Source organism: Pseudomonas sp. PI1, from assembly GCF_000812405.1.
Taxonomy (GTDB): Bacteria; Pseudomonadota; Gammaproteobacteria; order Pseudomonadales; family Pseudomonadaceae; genus Pseudomonas; species Pseudomonas citronellolis.
This window is the reverse complement of record NZ_JWMC01000087.1, coordinates 55,620-75,308: the sequence shown is the minus strand read 5'-3', so window position 1 is coordinate 75,308 and position 19,689 is coordinate 55,620. Positions and strand designations below refer to the sequence as shown.

The 19,689-nt window shown below is 68.9% G+C and carries 14 protein-coding genes; 6 read left to right on the top strand and 8 right to left on the bottom strand.

Features of this window, described 5'->3' with window-relative positions; genetic code table 11:
- The first annotated feature begins 16 nt into the window (after window positions 1-16).
- Window positions 17-1,393 (top strand): UDP-glucose dehydrogenase family protein, encoded by a 1,377-nt coding sequence (locus RN02_RS26540; protein ID WP_043318109.1) that lies wholly within the window; start codon window positions 17-19, stop codon window positions 1,391-1,393.
- A 379-nt stretch (window positions 1,394-1,772) separates the two neighbouring features.
- Here the strand turns inward: RN02_RS26540 and RN02_RS26535 are convergent, their stop codons facing one another.
- Genes RN02_RS26535 through ptsP form a run of 3 tightly spaced genes read right to left on the bottom strand, consistent with a single transcriptional unit; the run spans window position 1,773 to window position 7,350 of the window.
- On the bottom strand, window positions 1,773-3,497 hold the full coding sequence (locus RN02_RS26535) for a PTS fructose-like transporter subunit IIB (protein ID WP_043318107.1): 1,725 nt from the start codon (window positions 3,495-3,497) through the stop codon (window positions 1,773-1,775).
- A gap of 47 nt (window positions 3,498-3,544) precedes the next feature.
- Entirely contained in the window at window positions 3,545-4,474 is a 930-nt protein-coding gene (gene pfkB / locus RN02_RS26530; RefSeq protein ID WP_043318105.1) for a 1-phosphofructokinase, read from the bottom strand.
- Entirely contained in the window at window positions 4,474-7,350 is a 2,877-nt protein-coding gene (gene ptsP, locus RN02_RS26525; RefSeq protein ID WP_043318103.1) for a phosphoenolpyruvate--protein phosphotransferase, read from the bottom strand. Before ptsP ends, pfkB begins: the two co-directional genes overlap by 1 nt.
- A gap of 228 nt (window positions 7,351-7,578) precedes the next feature.
- On the opposite strand from ptsP, the gene cra reads away from it, so the two are divergent.
- Both cra and RN02_RS26515 read left to right on the top strand, forming a co-directional pair.
- A complete protein-coding gene (gene cra, locus RN02_RS26520; protein WP_043318132.1) occupies window positions 7,579-8,571 on the top strand; it encodes a catabolite repressor/activator in 993 nt (330 codons plus the stop codon).
- A gap of 5 nt (window positions 8,572-8,576) precedes the next feature.
- The gene (locus tag RN02_RS26515) at window positions 8,577-9,365 is read left to right on the top strand and encodes a TatD family hydrolase (RefSeq protein ID WP_043318101.1); all 789 of its coding nucleotides are present in this window, start codon (window positions 8,577-8,579) and stop codon (window positions 9,363-9,365) included.
- A gap of 337 nt (window positions 9,366-9,702) precedes the next feature.
- Here RN02_RS26515 and RN02_RS34775 read toward each other — a convergent pair whose 3' ends face one another.
- From RN02_RS34775 to RN02_RS26495, 4 genes are all read right to left on the bottom strand, one after another.
- Window positions 9,703-10,407, bottom strand: a complete 705-nt coding sequence (locus RN02_RS34775; RefSeq protein ID WP_370311529.1) for a methyl-accepting chemotaxis protein — start codon at window positions 10,405-10,407, stop codon at window positions 9,703-9,705.
- A gap of 1,477 nt (window positions 10,408-11,884) precedes the next feature.
- Window positions 11,885-12,724: a regulatory signaling modulator protein AmpE gene (ampE, locus tag RN02_RS26505; RefSeq protein WP_043318098.1), complete on the bottom strand. Its 840-nt coding sequence runs from the start codon at window positions 12,722-12,724 to the stop codon at window positions 11,885-11,887.
- Entirely contained in the window at window positions 12,721-13,281 is a 561-nt protein-coding gene (ampD, locus tag RN02_RS26500) for a 1,6-anhydro-N-acetylmuramyl-L-alanine amidase AmpD (protein ID WP_043318097.1), read from the bottom strand. Before ampD ends, ampE begins: the two co-directional genes overlap by 4 nt.
- 786 nt (window positions 13,282-14,067) lie before the next feature.
- Entirely contained in the window at window positions 14,068-16,350 is a 2,283-nt protein-coding gene (locus RN02_RS26495; RefSeq protein ID WP_043318096.1) for a DUF1631 domain-containing protein, read from the bottom strand.
- 269 nt (window positions 16,351-16,619) lie between these two features.
- Here RN02_RS26495 and nadC point away from each other — a divergent pair, with 269 nt between their 5' ends.
- From nadC to RN02_RS26480, 3 genes are all read left to right on the top strand, one after another.
- A complete protein-coding gene (gene nadC / locus RN02_RS26490) occupies window positions 16,620-17,468 on the top strand; it encodes a carboxylating nicotinate-nucleotide diphosphorylase (RefSeq protein ID WP_043318094.1) in 849 nt (282 codons plus the stop codon).
- 300 nt (window positions 17,469-17,768) lie between these two features.
- Complete coding sequence (locus RN02_RS26485) at window positions 17,769-18,020, top strand: helix-turn-helix transcriptional regulator (RefSeq protein WP_043318092.1); 252 nt, start codon at window positions 17,769-17,771, stop codon at window positions 18,018-18,020.
- The gene (locus tag RN02_RS26480) at window positions 18,020-19,216 is read left to right on the top strand and encodes a type II toxin-antitoxin system HipA family toxin (RefSeq protein ID WP_043318089.1); all 1,197 of its coding nucleotides are present in this window, start codon (window positions 18,020-18,022) and stop codon (window positions 19,214-19,216) included. Before RN02_RS26485 ends, RN02_RS26480 begins: the two co-directional genes overlap by 1 nt.
- A gap of 187 nt (window positions 19,217-19,403) precedes the next feature.
- Here the strand turns inward: RN02_RS26480 and RN02_RS26475 are convergent, their stop codons facing one another.
- Window positions 19,404-19,631 (bottom strand): DUF433 domain-containing protein, encoded by a 228-nt coding sequence (locus RN02_RS26475; protein ID WP_009617646.1) that lies wholly within the window; start codon window positions 19,629-19,631, stop codon window positions 19,404-19,406.
- Between the last annotated feature and the right edge of the window lie 58 nt (window positions 19,632-19,689).

Sequence of the window (19,689 nt, the reverse complement as noted above, 5' to 3'; positions counted from 1 at the left end):
CACCAGGGACACAACCATGAAAATCAGCGTATTCGGGATCGGCTACGTCGGCCTGGTGCAGGCCGCGGTCATGGCCGAAGTGGGCCACGACGTGGTCTGCATGGACATCGACCAGGCCAAGGTGGCCAAGCTGCAGCGCGGCCAGGTGAGCATCTACGAACCCGGCCTGGCCGAGCTGGTGAAGGAGAACCTGGAAGCCGGCCGCCTGCGCTTCACCAGCGAGGTGGAAGTGGCCGCGGCCCACGGCCTGGTGCAGTTCATCGCCGTGGGCACGCCGCCGCGCGCCGACGGCTCGGCCGACCTCGGCGCGGTGTTCGCGGTGGCCGAGGGCATCGCCCTGCACCGCAAGGCGCCGGTGGTGATCGTCGAGAAATCCACGGTGCCGGTGGGCACCGGCGACCTGGTCAAGGCGCACATCCACAAGGTGCTGAGCCAGCATGGCCGCAGCCTGGACTTCGATATCGTGTCCAACCCGGAATTCCTCAAGGAAGGCTCGGCCCTGGCCGACTGCCGCCGCCCCGACCGCATCGTCATCGGCTGCGAGCGGCCCGAGGTGCTGGACGTGATGCGCGAGATCTACGAGCCGTTCAACCGCAACCACGACCGCATCCTGTGCATGAACCTGCGCAGCGCGGAGCTGACCAAGTACGCCGCCAACTGCATGCTCGCCACCAAGATCAGCTTCATCAACCAGATCGCCGAGCTGGCCGAGCACCTGGGCGCCGACATCGAGGCGGTGCGCCAGGGCATGGGCGCCGACCCACGCATCGGCTACCACTTCATTTACCCCGGCTGCGGCTACGGCGGCTCCTGCTTCCCCAAGGACGTCCAGGCGCTGATCCACAGCGCGGACGACGCCAATTGCTCCAGCGACCTGCTGCGCGCGGTGGAGGCCATCAACCAGCGCCAGAAGCACAAGCTGTTCGAGCGCATCGCCGCCTACTTCGGCGGCAACCTCAAGGGCCGCACCTTCGCCCTCTGGGGCCTGTCGTTCAAGCCCAACACCGACGACATGCGCGACGCCCCCAGCCGCGCCCTGATGGAGGCGCTGTGGGCGGCCGGGGCCAAGGTCCGCGCCTTCGACCCCGAAGCCATGCCCGAGGCCCAGCGCCTGTACGGCCATGATGAACGCCTGACACTGATGGGCACCCCGGAAGCTGCGCTGGGCGGCGCCGATGCCCTGGTGATCTGCACCGAGTGGCAGCAGTTCAAGGCCCCGGACTTCGAGCTGCTGGCCAGCCGCCTGAAGGCGCCGGTGATCTTCGATGGGCGCAACCTCTACGATCCGGAGCGGATGGCGCGCTATGGCTTCGAATACTTCGCCATGGGCCGGGGGGACTCGCACCGCCTGCCGGTGCCGGCGCAGGAGCAGCCGTTGCGGCGGAGTGCCTGAGGGCTGCTCTTCGCAGGAGCGAGCTTGCTCGCGAACCGTGTCTGCCGGCGGGGGCTGGTGTTCATCCCGAAGAGCGCCCTCTCCCTAACCCTCTCCCTGAAGGGAGAGGGGACCGTTGGGCAGGAGCTGGTGTTCCTGAGTCAGCCGGCTAGCACGGTGACTACCGGCTGAAACCAGGCCTTCTCTTGGCACGGACAAGCTCCCTCTCCCTTCAGGGAGAGGGCTGGGGAGAGGGAGCGGAGTCAATCCAACGTACCAGCGCCGCCGGGAAACACGGTTCGCGAGCAAGCTCGCTCCTACGAAAATCAATCCCCATCCAGCCCCTACGCAGGACGGCACCACCGTAGGAGCGGACTCCGTCCGCAATTGAACACCCAACCTATGCCCGCCCCGGCACCCCCACCATCCCCTGCACCTCATCCCGCTTGAGCACCGCATAAATCACCCCCGTCACCACACTCCCCACGACGATCGCCAGCAGATACGCCAGCGCATGGTTCATCGCATTGGGAATCAGCAACACGAACAACCCGCCATGGGGCGCCAGCAGCTTGCAGCCGAAGTACATCGACAGCGCCCCGGTCAGCGCGCCGCCCACCACGCTCGCCGGCAGCACCCGCAGTGGGTCCTTGGCGGCGAAGGGGATGGCGCCCTCGGAGATGAAGCACAGGCCCAGCACCAGCGCCGCCTTGCCGGCTTCGCGCTCGCTCTGGGCGAACTTGCGCCGGGCCAGCAGGGTGGCGAGGCCCATGCCGATTGGCGGCACCATGCCGGCGGCCATGGTCGCCGCCATGGGCGCGTAGCTCTGCGAGGCCAGCAGGCCCACGGAGAAGGCGTAGGCGGCCTTGTTGATCGGCCCGCCGAGGTCGACGCACATCATGCCGCCGAGCAGCAGGCCGAGGAGGATGGCGTTGGCCGTGCCCATGCCGGCCAGGAAGTCGGTGAGCGCGCTCATCAGCCCGGCCACCGGCTGGCCCACCACATAGATCATCACCAGCCCGGTGAACAGGCTGCACAGCAGCGGGATCAGCAGGATCGGCTTGAGCGCCTCCAGGCTCTGCGGCAGCTTCAGCCACTGGCTCACCGCGCGCGCCGAGTAGCCGGCCAGCAGGCCCGCCACTATGCCGCCGAGGAAGCCGGCGCCCAGGCTGCTGGCCAGCAGGCCGCCGATCATCCCCGGCGCCAGGCCCGGGCGGTCGGCGATGGACCAGGCGATGTAGCCGGCGAGCATCGGCACCATCAGCTTGAAGGCGCTTTCGCCGCCGATCTGCATCAGCGCCGCGGCCAGGGTGCCCGGCTCCTTGAACGCCTGGATGCCGAACACGAAGGACAGCGCGATCAGCAAGCCGCCGGCCACCACCATCGGCAGCATGAACGACACGCCGGTCAGCAGGTGCTTGTACAACCCGCGCGCCTCGCCCTTGCCCGGCTTCTGCGCAGCGGCGGCGACGGCGCTTTCCGTGGCGCCTTCCTCCAGGGCCTTGCGCAAGGTCGCTTCGGGCTGCTTCAGCGCCACGCCGGTGCCGCAGCGGAAGATGCGCTTGCCGGCGAAGCGCTCGGCGTTCACCTCGATGTCGGCCGCCAGCAGCACCACGTCGGCGGCGGCTATGTCCTCGGCCGACAGCGGATTGCGCGCGCCCACCGAGCCCTGGGTTTCCACCCGCAGTTGCCAGCCCAGGCGCCCGGCGGCCTGCTGCAGCGCCTCGGCGGCCATGAAGGTGTGCGCCACGCCTGTGGGGCAGGCGGTCACCGCCACTACCCGCACCGCCTTGGCCTGCGGTTCAGCGTTGCCTTGCCAGGGCTGCGCCTCGGCGGCGGCACGTTGCAGGAAGGCCGCGGGCTCGGCCAGGGCCTCGGCCGGGCGTGCCTGGAACAGCGGCTTGCCGGCGAAGCGGGACAAGTCCAGCGGCTGGCTGCTGACCACCAGCACCAGGTCGGCGGCGCCGAGCTGTTCGGCGCTCAGGCGCTGCTCGGGGCGCTGCGGCTCGTTGCTCTCGACGCACACCGACCAGCCCAGGCGTTCGGCGGCGGCGCGCAGCAGGCGCGCGCTGAGCAGGCTGGTGACCTGGCCGTTGGGGCAGGCAGTGATCAGGGCAAGGTTCATCGTCATACCTCTTGTCATGGCTCCGCCCGGCGCTGCGGGCGGGCGGATCAATCCAGCGCGCGCACCGCCACCTGCGCCTGCAGGCGGGCCAGGCGCTCGCGGTCGGCGATGCCGAAGTCGAACTGGGTCACGGCCAGGGCGGCCACCGCGGTGGCCTGGCGCAGCACCTGCGCGGCGGGCCGGCCGGCGAGCAGGCCGTCGACCATCGCCGCCAGCAGCGAGTCGCCGGCGCCCACGGTGCTGGCCACCTCGACCTTCGGCGGCGTCGCCTGCCACAGCCCATCCGGGCCGTACCAGCGCACGCCCTCGGCGCCCTCGGAGAGCACCAGGTGCTCGATGCCGCCAGCGCGCAGGGCGCGGGCCTGGGCGTCGACGCCGCCCTCGCCCGCCGGGCCGCAGGCCTCGGCCAGTTCCTCGGCGTTCGGCTTGACCAGCCAGGGCCTGGCCGCCAGCCCCTGGCGCAGGGCCTCGCCGCTGCTGTCCAGGGCCACGCGCAGGCCCAGGCGCTTCAGGCGCAACAGCAGTTCATGCAGCCACTGCGGCTGCACGCCGCGCGGCAGGCTGCCGGCCACCACCACCAGGTCCTGATCGGCGACCAGTTCGTCCAAACCGTCCAGCAGGCGCCGCTGGGCCTCGGCATCCACTTCCAGGCCGGGGCCGTTGAGGTCGGTGATGCGCCCGCTGCGTTCGGCCAGCTTGATGTTGCTGCGCGTCTCGCCCGGCACCCGGACGAAGGCATCGCGGAAGCCGCGGCGGCGAAACAGCGCGTCGAAAGCCTCCGCGTTGTCGGCACCGAGGAAGCCGCCCACGCTCAGCTCATGGCCAAGGTCGGCGAGCACTTGGGCGACGTTCAGGCCCTTGCCGGCGGCCTGGGCCAGCACCGCCTCGCTGCGGTTCACCGCGCCCAGTTCCAGGCTCGGCAGGCGCACGGTGAGGTCCAGCGCCGGGTTCAGGGTGAGGGTGAGGATGCGGGCCATCAGCGCGCCTCCCCCAGGGCCCGCGCCACCAGGGCGCGGACCTCCGCCGCCGAGGCCAGGCCGAGGGCGGCGCCGGCCAGTTCGCGGGCCTGGCCCAGGTCCAGCTCGCGCACGCCCTGCTTCACCAGCGGGATGCTGCGCGCGGACACGCTCAGCTCGTCCACCGCCAGCCCCAGCAGGACCGGCAGCGCCTGGGCGTCGGCGGCCAGCTCGCCGCACACGCCCACCCACTTGCCGTGGGCATGGGCGGCGCGCACGGTCATGTCGATCAGTTGCAGCACCGCCGGGTGCAGGCCGTCGGCCTGGGCGGACAGCGTCGGGTGGCCGCGGTCGATGGCCAGGGCGTACTGCGTCAGGTCGTTGGTGCCGACGCTGAAGAAGTCCACCTCGCGCGCCAGCACCGGCGCCAGCAGCGCCGCCGAGGGCACCTCGACCATGATGCCCAGCTGCAGGTCGGCACAGTCGTATTCCTCGCGCAGGGCCAGCGCCAGGTCGCGCGCCCGGCGCCATTCCTCGACCTGGCCGACCATCGGGAACATGATCCGCAGCGCCCGTCCGGCGGCGGCCTGCAGCAGGGCGCGCAGTTGCGTCTCGAAGATCTGCGGGCGCTGCAGCGTCAGGCGGATGCCACGCACGCCCAGGTAGGGGTTGGCCTCGGCCGGGATCGGCCAGTACGGCAGCGGCTTGTCGCCGCCCACGTCGAGGGTGCGCACCACCAGCGGGCGGCCGTCGAGGGCGTCGAGCACACGGCGGTACTCGGCTTCCTGGGCCGCCAGGTCCGGCGCGCGCGGGCTGTCGAGGAAGACGAACTCGCTGCGCAGCAGGCCCACGCCTTCGGCGCCCAGTTCCACGGCCTGGGCGGCGCCGGCGCTGTCGCCGAGGTTGGCACAGACTTCCACCGCATGGCCGTCGCGGGTGCGCGCCGGTTCATGCCGGCGCGCCTCGGCCAGGGCCTGGCGGCGCTGGTGTTCCTCACGCTGGCGCAGGGCCTGTTCCAGCACCTCGTCCGCAGGCGCCACCACGAAGCGGCCGCGCTCGCCGTCGAGCAGCAGCGGCGTGCCCGGCGGCAGCGCCAACAGGCCTTCGCCGGCGCCGACCAGGGCAGGAATGCCCAGGGCGCGGGCGATGATGGCGCTGTGCGAAGTGGCGCCGCCGCGCACGGTGAGGATGCCGGCCACGCGCTCGGGGTCCAGGCGCGCCACGTCGGAAGGCCCGACCTCGTCCATCACCAGGATGTACGGCTGCGCCGGCTCGGCGGCCAGGCTCACCCCGCACAGGCGCGCCAGCACCCGGCGGCCGAGGTCGCGTAGGTCCGCCGCGCGCTCGGCGAGCAGGGCGTCACCGAGGGCCTCCTGCTGGCTGGCGGCCCGTTCGATCACCGCGTGCCAGGCCGCTTCGGCGCTGGCGCCGTCGGCCAGTTGCACAGCCACCTCGGCACCCAGTTCGGGGTCGTCGAGCAGGGCCTGGTGGGTGACGAAGATATCGCGCACCGCCTTGCTCCGGCTGTGCGCCACCAGGGCCTCGATCTCCGTGGCGATGGCGGCCTTGGCCTCGGCCAGGCGCTGCGCCTCGATCTCGGGGGACTCGCCGCGGGCGGGGTAGTGGAATTTCGGCTCCACCTGCAGGTGCGCCGGGCCGCTGGCGATGCCCGGGGCGGCGGCGATGGCGTCCAGCCACTCGCCCCGGACCAGTTCGGGCAAGGGCGCTTCCGGCTCGGCCGGCGCCTCGGGTTCCACAGGTGCGTCCGCCAGCGGCAGGACTTCCTCGCCCAGGCCCTGCTCCACTGCCTCGCGCAGGGCCGGCAGCGCCGCCTCGGCGATCGCCGGCTCGGCGAAGAACTCCAGCACCTGGCCACGCCGCGCGCCCAGGCTGAGCAGCTTGCTCAGGCTGCGGATGGACACCGGCGCAGCCTCGCTGTCGGCGATGCGCACGCGGATTTCGCCGTCGAAGTCGCGGGCCATCTGCATCAGCACCTGCGACGGCCGCGCATGCAGGCCATGGGGGTTGGCCAGGGGCACGCGCAGGCTCGGCCAGTCCACCGGCAGCTCGCCGCCCAGGGCCTCCAGCACGGCGCGCACCGAAGTCGCACGGGTCAGTTCGGCGCCGCGGCCGTCCACCAGCAGGTCGCACAGGCGCTCCAGCACAGTTCGCGCCGCATCGCCACGCTCGGCCAGGCAGAACAGCCCGCGCAGGGGCTGGCCGGCGTGCTGCAGCTCGCGTTGCGGGGTGACGAAGGCCAGGCCGGGCCGGCTGACCTTCTCGCCGCCGCCCAGCCACCACAGGCCCTCACCCAGCGGCAGCGCCTCGCCCTGCTGCAGCGCGGCGAGGAAGCCGCTCTCCACGCAGCCGGCGGCCTTGAGCCGGCGCGCGGCGAGCAGCAGCAGTTCGTCGAAGTCTTCGGCGCCCTGCCCCAGCGCCACCAGTTGCGCGTCCAGGGCCAGGGCTTGCGGGGCGCCGCTCAGGGCCTTCAGCAGTTGCTCGGCATCCTGCGCCTCGCGCAGCGCCGCGCCGGTGTCGCCCTCGCCCAGGGCGCGGGTCAGCAGTTGCAGCAGGTTCAGGTGCTCGTCCGAACGCGCGGCGATGCCAGTGGCCAGGTAGACGATCTGCCCGTCGCCCCAGTCCACCCCTTCGGGAAAGTGCAGCAGGCGCACGCCGGTGCGGCGCACGAGGTCGCGGGTCTGCGGGGTGCCATGGGGGATGGCGATGCCCTGGCCGAGGTAGGTGGAGCCCTGGGCCTCGCGGGCCTTGAGCCCGGCGAGGTAGCCCGGCTCGACCAGGCCGTCGGCCTCCAGGGCCTGGCAGAGCAGTTCGAGGGCGGCCGGCTTGTCCGCGGCCCGCTGTTGCATGCGGACCTGTTGCGCGGTCAGTTCGAGCACATCGTTCTCCTCAGCGGCTGGCCCGGGAGCAAGGCCGGGCTGCCGAAACGGGGCGGTTATCCGCTTGTCGGGGTGAACAGCGAGGCTGTCCCTGGTGACCAGCATAGTGGCCGCAGGCAGGGGGACAGCTTTTGCTGAATCGTTTCACCTATTGAGACTGGCACGTTACCCGATAATGCGTGATCCTTGGAAGCCTCCAGTTGTCAGTCAGCAGTGCCGGGGTATGTGTTGAAACTCAGTGATATCGCCCGTCTGGCCGGGGTCTCGGTGACCACGGCCAGCTACGTCATCAACGGCAAGGCCGTGCAGCGGCGCATCAGCGCGGCCACCGTGGAGCGCGTGCGCGCGGTGATCGAGGCCCACGGCTACCACCCCGACCAGCAGGCCGCCAGCCTGCGCCGCGGGCAGACGCGCACCCTCGGCTTCATCCTCCCGGACCTGGAGAACCCCAGCTACGCGCGCATCGCCAAGCTGCTGGAACAGGGCGCCCGCGCCCGCGGCTACCAGTTGCTGATCGCCTGCTCCGACGACGAACCGGAAAGCGAGCGCCAGGCCCTGAACCTGTTCCGCGCGCGGCGCTGCGACGCCCTGGTGGTGGCCAGCTGCCTGCCGGCCGACGACGACAGCCACCAGCTATTGCTGGACAAGGGCGTGCCGGTGATCGCCATCGACCGCCAGTTGGACCCGCAGCGCTTCTGCTCGGTGGTCAGCGACGACCGCGACGCCGCCCAGCGCCTCACCGCCACCCTGCTGCAGCCCGCGCCGCGGCACATCGCCCTGCTCGGCGCGCGCCCGGAGCTGATCATCAGCCAGGAGCGCAGCGCCGGTTTCGAACAGACCCTGCAGGGCTTTGGCGGCGAGCGCTTCATCGAACAGGGCGCCAGCTTCAGCCGCGAGTGCGGCCGCCAGTTGATGGAAGGCCTGCTGCAGCGCCTGGGCTACCTGCCGGACGCGCTGATCACCACTTCCTACGTGCTGCTCGAAGGCGTGTTCGACGTGTTCCAGGCGCTGCCGGGCGGCTGGCCGCGCGACCTGCGCCTGGGCACCTTCGGCGACACCCAGTTGCTCGACTTCGTGCCGCTGAAGGTCAACGCCATCTCCCAGCAGCACGCGCTTATCGCCGCCCGCGCGCTGGAGCTGGCCCTGGAGGCCGTGGAACACGAGCACTACCAGCCCGGCGTGCACCCCATCCCGCGCACCCTCAAGCTGCGCGCCGGGTGACCGCCATGCGCCTGGTCGACACCCACAACCACATCGACTTCCCGGACTTCGACGCCGACCGCGCCGCCCTGCTGCAACGCTGCGCCAGGCTCGGCGTGGAGCGCCAGGTGCTGCTGGGGGTGTTCCGCGAGAACTGGGAGCGGGTGCTGCGACTGGCCGAAGAAAACGACGCCCTCTACGCTGCCCTGGGCCTGCACCCGATCTACCTGGCGCAGCACCGCCCCGAACACCTGCGCGACCTGCGCGAGCACCTGCAGCGCCTGGCCGGCCACCCGAAGCTGTGCGCGGTGGGCGAGATCGGCCTGGACTACTACCTCGAGGACCTGAACCGCGAGGCGCAGCAGGCGCTGTTCGAGGAACAGCTGCGCATCGCCATCGACTGCGAACTGCCGGTGCTGCTCCACGTGCGCCGCGCCCACGCCGCGACGATCGCCACCCTCAAGCGCTTCCGCCCGCCGCGCCGCGGCATCGTCCACGCCTTCGCCGGCAGCCGCGAGGAAGCCCGCGAGTACATCAGGCTGGGCTTCCGCCTGGGCCTGGGCGGCGCGCCCACCTGGCCCCAGGCCAACCGCCTGCGCAAGACGGTGGCGGAACTGCCGCTGGAGTCGATAGTGCTGGAGACCGACGCCCCGGACATGGCCCCGGCGATGTTCCCCGGCCAGCGCAACAGCCCGGAGCATCTGCCGGCGATCTGCGAGGCGCTGGCGGAGCTGCGGGGGGTGAATGCGGAGGAGTTGGCGGAGGCCAGTACGCGGAATGCTATGGATGTGTTTGGTTGGGGCTTGGGTAACTAGAGCGGCGGCAGGTTCGGCCCCGGAGCTGTGTTGAGGCCCGCAACCCTCTCCCCAGCCCTCTCCCTAAAGGGAGAGGGGGCTTGTCCGTGCCAGCTGCAAGCATGGCATCAGCCGGAGACTCCAGTGTTCCCGGCTGACTCCGTACTACCCGTTTCTGCCCAACGGTCCCCTCTCCCTTCAGGGAGAGGGCGCTCTTCGACTGGACACCAAGCGCCAGACCTCTTCGCGAGCAAGCTCGCTCCTACGACAAACACTCTCTTCCACCGACAACCCGGCACCCGCGAGACGGGGAAGCATCCTTGCGCTCGCGCGGATGCCGGGCTGCTGGTGAACCCCCTTAGACCCTGAAGGCACCGATCAGCCGCTTCAGCTCCACCACCTGTTCGGACAGCTCGCGGCTGGCGCGCTCGGTCTCGTTGGCGCCCAGGGCGGTGCGCTCGCCGGCCTGGTTGATCTGCACGATGTTCTGGTCGATGTCGTGGGCCACCGTGGTCTGCTGCTCGGCAGCCGCGGCGATCTGCTGGTTCTGGTCGACGATCATGCCCACCGCGCCGAGGATGTTGTCCAGCGCCTGCTGCACCTGCGCCGACTGGCTGACGGTGCCGTCGGCGGTCTGGTGGCTGCTACCCATGGCCTTCACCGCAGCGCCCACGCCACTCTGCAGGCGCGAGATCATCTGCTCGATCTCCTCGGTGGACTGCTGGGTGCGCTTGGCCAGGGTGCGCACCTCGTCGGCCACCACCGCGAAGCCCCTGCCCTGCTCGCCGGCCCGCGCCGCCTCGATGGCGGCGTTGAGCGCCAGCAGGTTGGTCTGCTCGGCGATGCCCTTGATCACGTCCAGCACGCGGCTGATGGAGGCGCTGTCGGCGGCCAGCTGGTTGATCACTTCCACCGACTGGTCGATCTCCGCGGCCAGGCGCTGGATGCTGCCCACCTGGGATTCCACCAGGTCGCGGCCGCTGACCGTCTCCTGGTTCACGCTCTGCGCGCTGCCCACCGCGGCGGCGGCGCTGCGCGCCACTTCCTGGGCCGTGGCGGCCATCTGGTTCATCGCCGTGGCCACCTGCTCGATCCGGTCGCGCTGGCCGGCCACCGCCTGGTTGCTCTGCGCCGACACCACTTCCACGCGGCCGGTCTGCCGTTCCACCTCGGCCACGGTGCGGCCCACCTGCTCGATCAGGTCGTGCACGCGGCGCACCGTCTCGTTGAAGGCCTGGCCCAGCTCGCCCAGTTCGTCGCGGCTCTGCGCCTGGTAGTTGACCGTCATGTCGCCGGCGGCGACGCGCTCCATCATCGCGCCCAGGCTCTTGAGCGTGGAGCGGGTGGACACGTAGAAACCGCCGTAGAGGTAGACGATGGCGAGGAACACCACCAGCAGCGCCACCACCAGCAGGACCATCTGCGCCTGCTTGCCGGTCAGGCGTTGCTCCAGCTGGCCGCCGAGGTAGCCGAGCACCTTGTCGTTGAGCTGGTAGGTCTTGTCCATGCCCTGGCTGACCTGGTCGTAGAACTGCGCCCAGGGCAGGTCGAGGGAGTCGGCCATCACCACCTTGTCCTCGATCAGCTTGCCCAGGCTCTTGAGCGTCTCGCGGCTGGCCTCGGCCTCGCCGGCCAGCGCCTGCTGCGCCGCGCTGCTGGCGCCCAGGGCCTCCTGCAGCTTCAGGGCGTATTCGGCGTGGAGCTTCTCCAGGTCCTGCAGCAGGTCGTCGAGCTTGCCGCTGGTGGAGGAATTGAGGAACCCCTGGCCCAGCGCCGCGGTGCCCAGCACGCGGCCGCGGCTGATGGTCTCGGTGACCGCCGGGGTGACGCTGCTGATCAGGTCGGCCATCTGCCGCACTTCGGCGCTGTCGTCCTGGCTCAGCCCGGACTGCGTGGCCAGCAGCTTGTTGAAGATCTGCACGTTGCTCAGCAGGCGCATGGCCATGCCGGCCTTGCTCTGCATCGAGCCTTCGGTCTCCACGGCCTTGAGGGCGGCGAGCAGTTCGTCGCGCTTGGCGGTGAAGGCGGCCACCTGCTCGCTGTCCCGCGCCACCGGCTGCAGCGCCGAAAGCGCCGCATGCAGGCGCTGCTGCAGCTGGCCGATGCGGCTGTCCAGGTCGCCGGTGGTGCGCGTCTGGCCGATGCCGATGTTGATCTGCAGGAGGTCGTTGTAGGCCTCGACGTCGCGGCGGATCTGCATGCCCGAGGCGATCAGCTGCAGGCTCTGCAGCTCGGCGCGGGTGCTGACGAACTGGCGGTAGGAATCACGCACCAGGTAGAAGTTGGTCACCAGCATCGGCAGGAAGAAGAGCACGCTGATGAGGCTGAACTTCATGCCGAAGCTCAGGCGGTTCATCAGTGCGATAGCTGGATAGAGCACGGTCTTCACGTAAGACGTCTCCTGTTCCCGTTGTTGTTCTTGTGTGGGATGGCCGAGGCGGGCTATGAGCCCGCGCTTGGCGCAGGCTCCTGTGTACCCGATATCGGCGGGACGTTCTGTAACTTAAGGTTAAAACGCCATCAGTGGCGACGTGCGGTACTCAGAGGAAAATCGCGCACAGAGCGAAGGCCGCGTACCAGAGCACCGCCGTGCGCACCAGCAGTTGCCAGAGCGCATCCAGGCTGGCCACCCCGGCCGGGCCGGGAGTGGCGTCGCACAGGTCCTCGCCGACGCAGGCGGCCTGGGCCAGCAGGCGCGCCGCCGGGTAGTCCCAGGCCAGCAGGTGGTGCAGCAGCACCCGGGCCACGGCGACGAAGTTGCCGACGAAGGCGAAGCTCAGCGCCAGGGCCCGCGCCGGCAGCCAGTCGAAGGCGTGGCGCAGCAGCGCGGCCCGCTCGCCCAGGCCCGAGCCCCGGCCCAGGTGCACCTCGGTCAGCGACAGCAGGCGATAGGCCAGGGCCGCCGCCGGGCCCAGCAGGGCGTACCAGAAGATCACCGCGAAGAAGCCCTGGAAGGCCTGCCACACCAGCATGCCCTGGACCTGGGCGAACAGCTCGGCATCGGAATCGGCCTGCACGCCCAGGTCGCGCTCGGCGACGTGGTAGGCGCCCTGCAGGTCCTCGCGGCGCCAGGCGTCGCGGAACGGCCCCATGGCCTGGTGCACGTCGCCGCGGCCCAGGCTCCAGATCAGCACCAGCAGGTGCACCGGCAGCGCCAGCAGGCCGTAGGCCAGCGGCTGCAGCAAGGTCAGGACCAGCGCCAGCACCAGCAAGGGCCCGAGCAGGGCCACCAGCAGCGCCAGCCAGGGCCGCGCCGCCACGCCCGGCAGCCCCTGCACCAGGCCCAGCCAGGCGAGCCAGGGGCCATCCTTCTGCAGGCGCGCGCGCCAGCCGGAGAACTTCTCTACCAGCAGGGCCAGCAGCAGTACCAGGAAACTCATGTCGACTCCTTGCAGAGGGCGGCGAGGAAACGCTGCCAGTCGAAAGCCGGGCCGGGGTCGGTCTTGCGCCCCGGGGCGATGTCGCTGTGGCCCTGGATGCGCTCAGGGGTGATGGCCGGGTAAGCCCGCAGCAGCTGCCGGCCCAGCTCCGCCAGGGCGGCATATTGCGCATCGCTGTAGGGCTCATCGTCGGTGCCTTCCAGCTCGATGCCGATGGAGAAGTCGTTGCAGTTCTCCCGGCCGTCGAAGCGCGACACGCCGGCATGCCAGGCGCGGTCGTTGCAGGAGACGAACTGGAACACGCTGCCATCGCGCTCGATGAGGAAGTGCGCGGACACCGTCATCTGCGCGATGTCGGCGAAATAGGGGTGCTCGTCGGCATCCAGGCGGTTCTGGAAGAAGCACTGCACCTTGCCGGTGCCGAACTGCCCGGGCGGCAGGCTGATGTTGTGGATCACCAGCAGGGAGACCACCTCCCCCTCCGGGCGGGCATTGAAATTGGGCGAAGGACAGTGGCTGACGCCCTGGCACCAGCCGCTGCGGGGATCGAACTGCATAGGGGCTCCTTGATTGGGCCCACTCTAAAGCAGCTGGCGGCGGAAGAGAACGGCCGCTGCGGTGCGGGAGCGAGAGTCTTGCCGCGCTCTTCGCAGGATGGGTTGAGCTTGCGAAACCCATGCGGCCGCGCTGATGGGTATCGCTTCGCTCAACGCCATCCTACGAGGGTGCTGCTTGTGTCATTGCAGGGCTCCATCCGCTAGCTTGCTTGCGAATGGCGTTTCCCGGCAGCTGCAGCGTTTTGGGTTGACTCCGTTCCCTCACCCCAGCCCTCTCCCAGGGGGAGAGGGGGCTTGCCCGTGCCGAGAGAAGGCCTGGTCTCAGCCGGTAGTCACCGTGCTAGCCGGCTGACTCAGGAACACCAGCGTCTGCCGAACAGCCCCCTCTCCCAGAGGGAGAGGGGGCTTGTCCGTGCCGAGAGAAGGCCTGGTCTCAGCCGGTAGCCGCCGTGCCAGCCGGCTGACTCAGGAACACCAGCGTCTGCCGAACAGCCCCCTCTCCCAGAGGGAGAGGGGGCTTGTCCGTGCCGAGAGAAGGCCTGGCCTCAGCCGGTAGCCGCCGTGCCAGCCGGCTGACTCAGGAACACCAGCGTCTGCCGAACGGTCCCCTCTCCCTCCGGGAGAGGGTTAGGGTGAGGGGGCCGCAGGCCTGCTAACTCGATCCCAAGTCGTAGGGCGTACAACCGTTCGCGGTTATACGCCGCAGCCCGGCATCCCCTGTAGGAGCGGGCCCTGCCCGCGATTCGCGCGCAGGGCGCGCTCCTACATATTTCCAGGGAAGCCGACTCAGCCGTTCTTCAACCGCCGCAGGTTGCCGATCACCGACTCCAACGCCCGGTCGAACAGCAGCGCGTCATCCAGCAGCCGCACGGCGTTGCGGCGGAACTCCACGGCCAGGCCCATGCGGGTCTTTTCCAGCACCTTCATGCCGGTGCGGTTGACGAAGATGTAGCGGCCGGTCGGCTTGATCACCGCGGCCAGCTTGCAACGAAGCTTGTGCTCGGAATCCTCGAGGATTTCCACCCAACTGCCGACGCGCAGCTCGTCGACCTTGCGCAGCGACTCGTCGTCGTCCGCCAGCAACTCTTCCGGCTCAGGCACGCGCTCCTCACCGGGCGTCGCCAGGACGATTTCCTCCACCACGGCGACCATTTCCGGCTGGCCGCTAGCCTGGGCCGCAGGCGCCTCGACAGCCTCGTCGAGCAGCGGAATGCCATCCAGCAGATCGTCGTCGGCCGCCGCTTCCTGCGCCTGCTTGAAGCGCTGGAAGGCCTGCACGTGCAGGCTCTCCAGGCGGCTGAAGAACTCGCCGGTGGAGAACGGATCGAAGGCCGCGCTGGTCAGGCCCTCGCGCAGCGACTTGAGCAGTTGCGGGACCATTTCCAGCAAGCGCGTGCGGGACTCCGGGTCTTCGTGGGGCTCGACGCTCCAGATCAGGTCGTCCATGGTCGCCACGGCGTCGCGCCAGGGTTGCGAGTCGCTGCCGTGCTTCAGGCAGGTCAGCAGCAGCACCTTGCTCCAGGCCTCGCGCAGCAGGCGCACCACCACTTCGGGCAGGGTGCGGCCGAACAGCCGCTGGTTGAGCACCTGCGCCACCTCGCGTCGGGCCGCGTCGGCGCGGGCTCGGCCTTCCTCTGCGTCGCGGGTGCGTTGTTCGAGCAGTTCGCTGCGGCGGCGCTCGTCGCCGGTGAAGGCGATGAAGTCCTCCAGCAGCACGCCGAAGATCGCCGTGTCGTCGACGAAGTCGTTCAGCAGGCGCATCACCACCTGCTCGATCTTCTGGTACAGGCTGTCGCGCTGCAGGTCGGTCTGTTCCGCCCAGCCGAGCGCCGCCGAGGCGATCTCGTTGAGCAGGCGCCGGGCGGGGTGGTTGCCGCGGCTGAAGAAGGTCTTGTCCAGCACCGCGACCTTGAGCATGGGGATCTGCATGCGGCCGATCAGGGCCTTGAGCGAATCCGGCAGGTTGCGGTCGTCGAGGATGAACTCGAAGAGCATGGACACCAGGTTGATCACGTCCTCGTCGACCTGCCCCACCACCCGCGAGCGCCCGCTCTTGTGGCTGACGCGGGTGAGCAGGTGGTCCAGGTGGTGGCGCACGTCCACCTCGTCCATGCCCTGGGCCGGCAGGTGGTCCTGCAGGTGCGAGAGCAGGCGCATCAGGTCGTTGCTGGAAATCGGCACCGCGTCGGCGGGCACCTGGCGGCGCGCGGCCAGGCTGCCGCGGACCTGGGACATCAGCTCCTGCAGGGCACCGAAGGCTTCCTGGCTCTCGGCATCCAGGTAGGCGCCGGAAGCGGCGGCCTGGGCGGCGGCACCGGCGTAGCCGGCGCTGGCCGGGGCCTCGGCAGCGGGACGCGGCGGGCGGCGCACGGGGGCGGACTTCAGCTCCGGCAGCACGCCATGGGCGACGAGAATCTCGTTGGCCTCGGCATACAGTTGCTCGAGCTCGGCAAGCACGTACTTCTCGAACAGCTTGAGGACGATCAGCTTGACCTTGATCTCCACGCCCAGGCCCTGGCAGGCCTCGAGGAAGGCCTCGCACAGCGGGCGCGGGCCGAGCGGGTTGGTCTTGTCCTCGACCTTGTTGCTGACCAGGGTGTTCAGGCGCGTGGTCAGGTGGCCCAGGGCCAGGCCGTCGCGGCTGAGCACCTTGCCGACCATGGCGTCCATCGCCACGGTCTCTTCCAGTTCGTCGTTCTGCACCAGCGACAGGTTGTCGAAGGAGACGGCGTCCAGCTGCGGCGCCTTGCCGATCTGGTACTGGTTGAGGTTGGCGAAGCCCTCGAAGAACTTCTGCACGAAGCCGCGCTCGATGCCCTTGCGCTTCAGGCGCAGATCGCGCATGGCCTCGAAGAAGGCGCTCTGCTCGGCGTTGCTGGTGGCGCGGTCGGCCATCTCGAAGAGGGTGTCGTCGGCATTGTCGAACAGCACCTGCAAGGCCTGGCGCAGCTGCACCGAAGCCTTGTCGCGGACGTTGACCAGCGCCGCGGGCAGGCGCCCGGGGATAGCAGTCGGCGACTGGCCCTGGGCCGCCTTGTTCAGCGGCACTACGTTCGCGTCGTTCTGCATCGCTAGTCTCCTGCCGCCGGGCCTACCAAAGGCCCGATGACACCAATCGGGTAAGCGTCGTTCGGAATGTCAATCGACTGACGTCAAAATAAGAATATTCTTAGTCATTATAGAGAAGCGCCTATGACAACCAAGACCCTTAGAAGGCATTCTTGATGAAATTCACATAAGAACAGCCACCGTTCGTCCGACTCCCGCCAGCCGCCGCGGATGCACACGGCGGCCGCCGCGCCCCGTATAATCCCGCCACCGCGAATCAGGAGTCCGCCATGCCGAACCTCACCCTTGCCGACCTTTCCGGGGAAATCCAGGCCAACGTCCGCGCCGCCCTGGCCGAAGACATCGGCAGCGGCGACATCACCGCGCAGCTGATCCCCGCCGAGCGCGAGGCCCAGGCCCGCGTCATCACCCGCGAGGACGCCACCGTCGCAGGCACAGCCTGGGTCGACGAGGTATTCCGGCAGATCGACCCGCGCGTGCAGGTGCAATGGCAGGTGCGCGACGGCGAGCGGGTCAGCGCCGACCAGACGCTGTTCAGCCTGCAGGGCCCGGCCCGCGCGCTGCTCAGCGGCGAGCGCAGCGCGCTGAACTTCTTCCAGCTGCTGTCCGGCACCGCCACCCGCGCGCGCCACTACGCCGACCTGGTGGAAGGCACCGGCGTCAAACTGCTGGACACCCGCAAGACCCTGCCCGGCCTGCGCCTGGCGCAGAAGTACGCGATCACCTGCGGCGGCTGCCACAACCACCGCATCGGCCTGTACGACGCCTTCCTGATCAAGGAAAACCACATCGCCGCCTGCGGCGGCATCGCCCAGGCCATCGCCGAAGCCCGGCGCATCGCCCCGGGCAAGCCGGTGGAAATCGAGGTGGAAGACCTGGACGAACTGAACCAGGCCCTGGCCGCCGGCGCCGACATCGTCATGCTCGACGAACTGAGCCTGGAAGACATGCGCACCGCCGTGCGAGTGACCGCCGGCCGCGCCAAGCTGGAAGCCTCCGGCGGGATCAACGAAAGCACCCTGCGCGGCATCGCCGAAACCGGCGTGGACTACATCTCCATCGGCACCCTGACCAAGGACGTCAAGGCGCTGGACCTGTCGATGCGGCTGAGTCTGTAACGGCGCAGCGGGTCAGATCAGCTCCGCCAGAAGGGAATGGCGTAGGTGGGGCAGCGTAGGAGCGGATCTCATCCGCGAATCGCGCCGATATACCCGGTCATCGCGGACAAGATCCTACGGGGGAGGAATACCGTGCTTCCCGGCTACCTGTAGGAGCGAGCCCTGCCCGCGAAATCGCGCGCAGGGCGCGCTCCTACAAGGGAATGGCGTGGGTGGGGCGGCGTCGGCGACCCAGGACTTTGCCTTTCCAGCAGGTTCCGTATACGTTACATAACGCATGACTTGTCACGTATTCAGAACATGGACTATTCCCTCATCTCGACCCGTCTGGGTGAGCAGATTCGACAAAGGCGCCTGAATCGCGGGCTGACCCAGGCCGCGCTTGCCTCCATGGCCGGGCTCACCCGACAAAAGATCATCGCCGCCGAGAAAGGCAGCCTGTCGGTCGCCATGATGGCCTATGCCCGCATCCTCGGCGCCCTGGACTGCGAGTTCGCGCTCGTGCCGGCGGCGAGGCCTACGCTGGAGGAAATCCAGGGAGTGTTCGACTGATGCCGGCGACGCTGAAGGTTTCGACGCCAGAAGGTCCGAGCGGAAGGCTCTTCAGTAGCGCGGATGACTACCTGTTCCGCTATCAGGAAGGGACGGATGCGCGCGCCGCGGTCAGCCTGCTCATGCCCGTGCGCCTGGAAGAGTATCGCCATCGCGAGTTGCACCCGATTTTCCAGATGAACCTGCCCGAGGGCTATGTCCTGGAACAACTGCGCAACCGCCTGGCCAAGGTGGCGAACGTGGACCCGATGCTGTTGCTGGCCCTGTCTGGCAGCAGTGCGCCTATCGGACGGGTCCTGGTGAATTCGCAAGAGGTCGATGCGCTACTGCAACGCAGGCAGTTTCCAGGTGAGAAGCTGGAGGAAATCCTGGCCTGGGACGGCACGGACGATATCTTTGCCGAACTGGTGGACCGCTACATCCTGCGGGCCGGCATATCGGGCGTACAGCCCAAGGTGCTGGTTCCGGAACACCGGGATTCGCTACCGCAGCGGTTCACCTCGAAAACCTCCGACCTGATCGTCAAGAGCGGCCGTGCGGAATTCCCGGGGCTGGCGATCAATGAATTCCTCTGCATGTCCATGGCAAAGGCATGCGGCATTCCCGTTCCGGAGTTCTACCTGTCAGACAACGCCAGGCTGTTCGTCATGAGACGTTTCGACAGGGACGAGCAGTTCGACCCCATCGGCTTCGAGGACATGGCGGCCCTGATGGGGCTTTCTGCGCAACAGAAGTACAGCAAGAGCTATGCAGCCATTGCCAAGGCCATCCGGCTGTTCTGTCCTCCCGAGCATGTGCCGGCCTCCCTGGAACAGCTTTTCGGCATCGTGTCCCTGAGCTGCATCGTCGGCAATGGCGACGCGCACCTGAAGAATTTCGGCCTGCTCTATTCGGATCCGACACAAGCCGACGTGCGGCTGGCGCCGGCCTATGACATCGTCAATACCACTGCCTATATCCCAGAGGACGTGCTTGCCCTGGACCTTGCCGGCAACAAGTCGCTGTTCGCGTCGCGGCAAGGGCTTCTGGACCTTGCCAGGGTATGTGATGTGGCCCGGCCGGCCGAAGTCATACGTGCTCAACTGCAAGCGGTGGAAAAGGTGCTGGCGAACCACCCCGGGCTCTGCGAGCAGGCGCCCCAGGTGGTGGCCGCCATCCGGCACAGCGCCGAACCCTTCGCCAGGACCTTCGGCTAGGCCCGGCGCGCGGCGGTTGAGCCTGTAACGGCGCGGCGGGTCAGATCAGCTGCGCCAGGCCGATATGCTCGTCTTCCAGGCTCCTTTTCAATTGCTCTGCCGAATTTGGGCGATCGCCTGGTTCGAACTGCTGCCCTTCTTCAGAAAGGGCAACATGCGCCGGGAAAGATTTCGTCCAGCAGCAGCTTCATGCCGCCTCGATCCTGGCCGAATGTTTCATGCGGGCCACCGCGAAGGCCAGGCAAGCGAGAATGTCTTCACGCTCGAGCTCCGGGTAGTCAGCGATGATTTCTTCCTGGCTCATTCCGGCGGCCAGCCAGCTCAGGACATCCTCCACGGTTATCCGCAGCCCACGCACACAGGGCTTCCCGCCACGCCTGCCGGGCTCCAGGGTAATCCTCGATTCATCCGCCATGGCTCTGTCTCGACTTATGTTCGTTCGATGATCCGGGAGCCATCCGAATCCGCTTCGT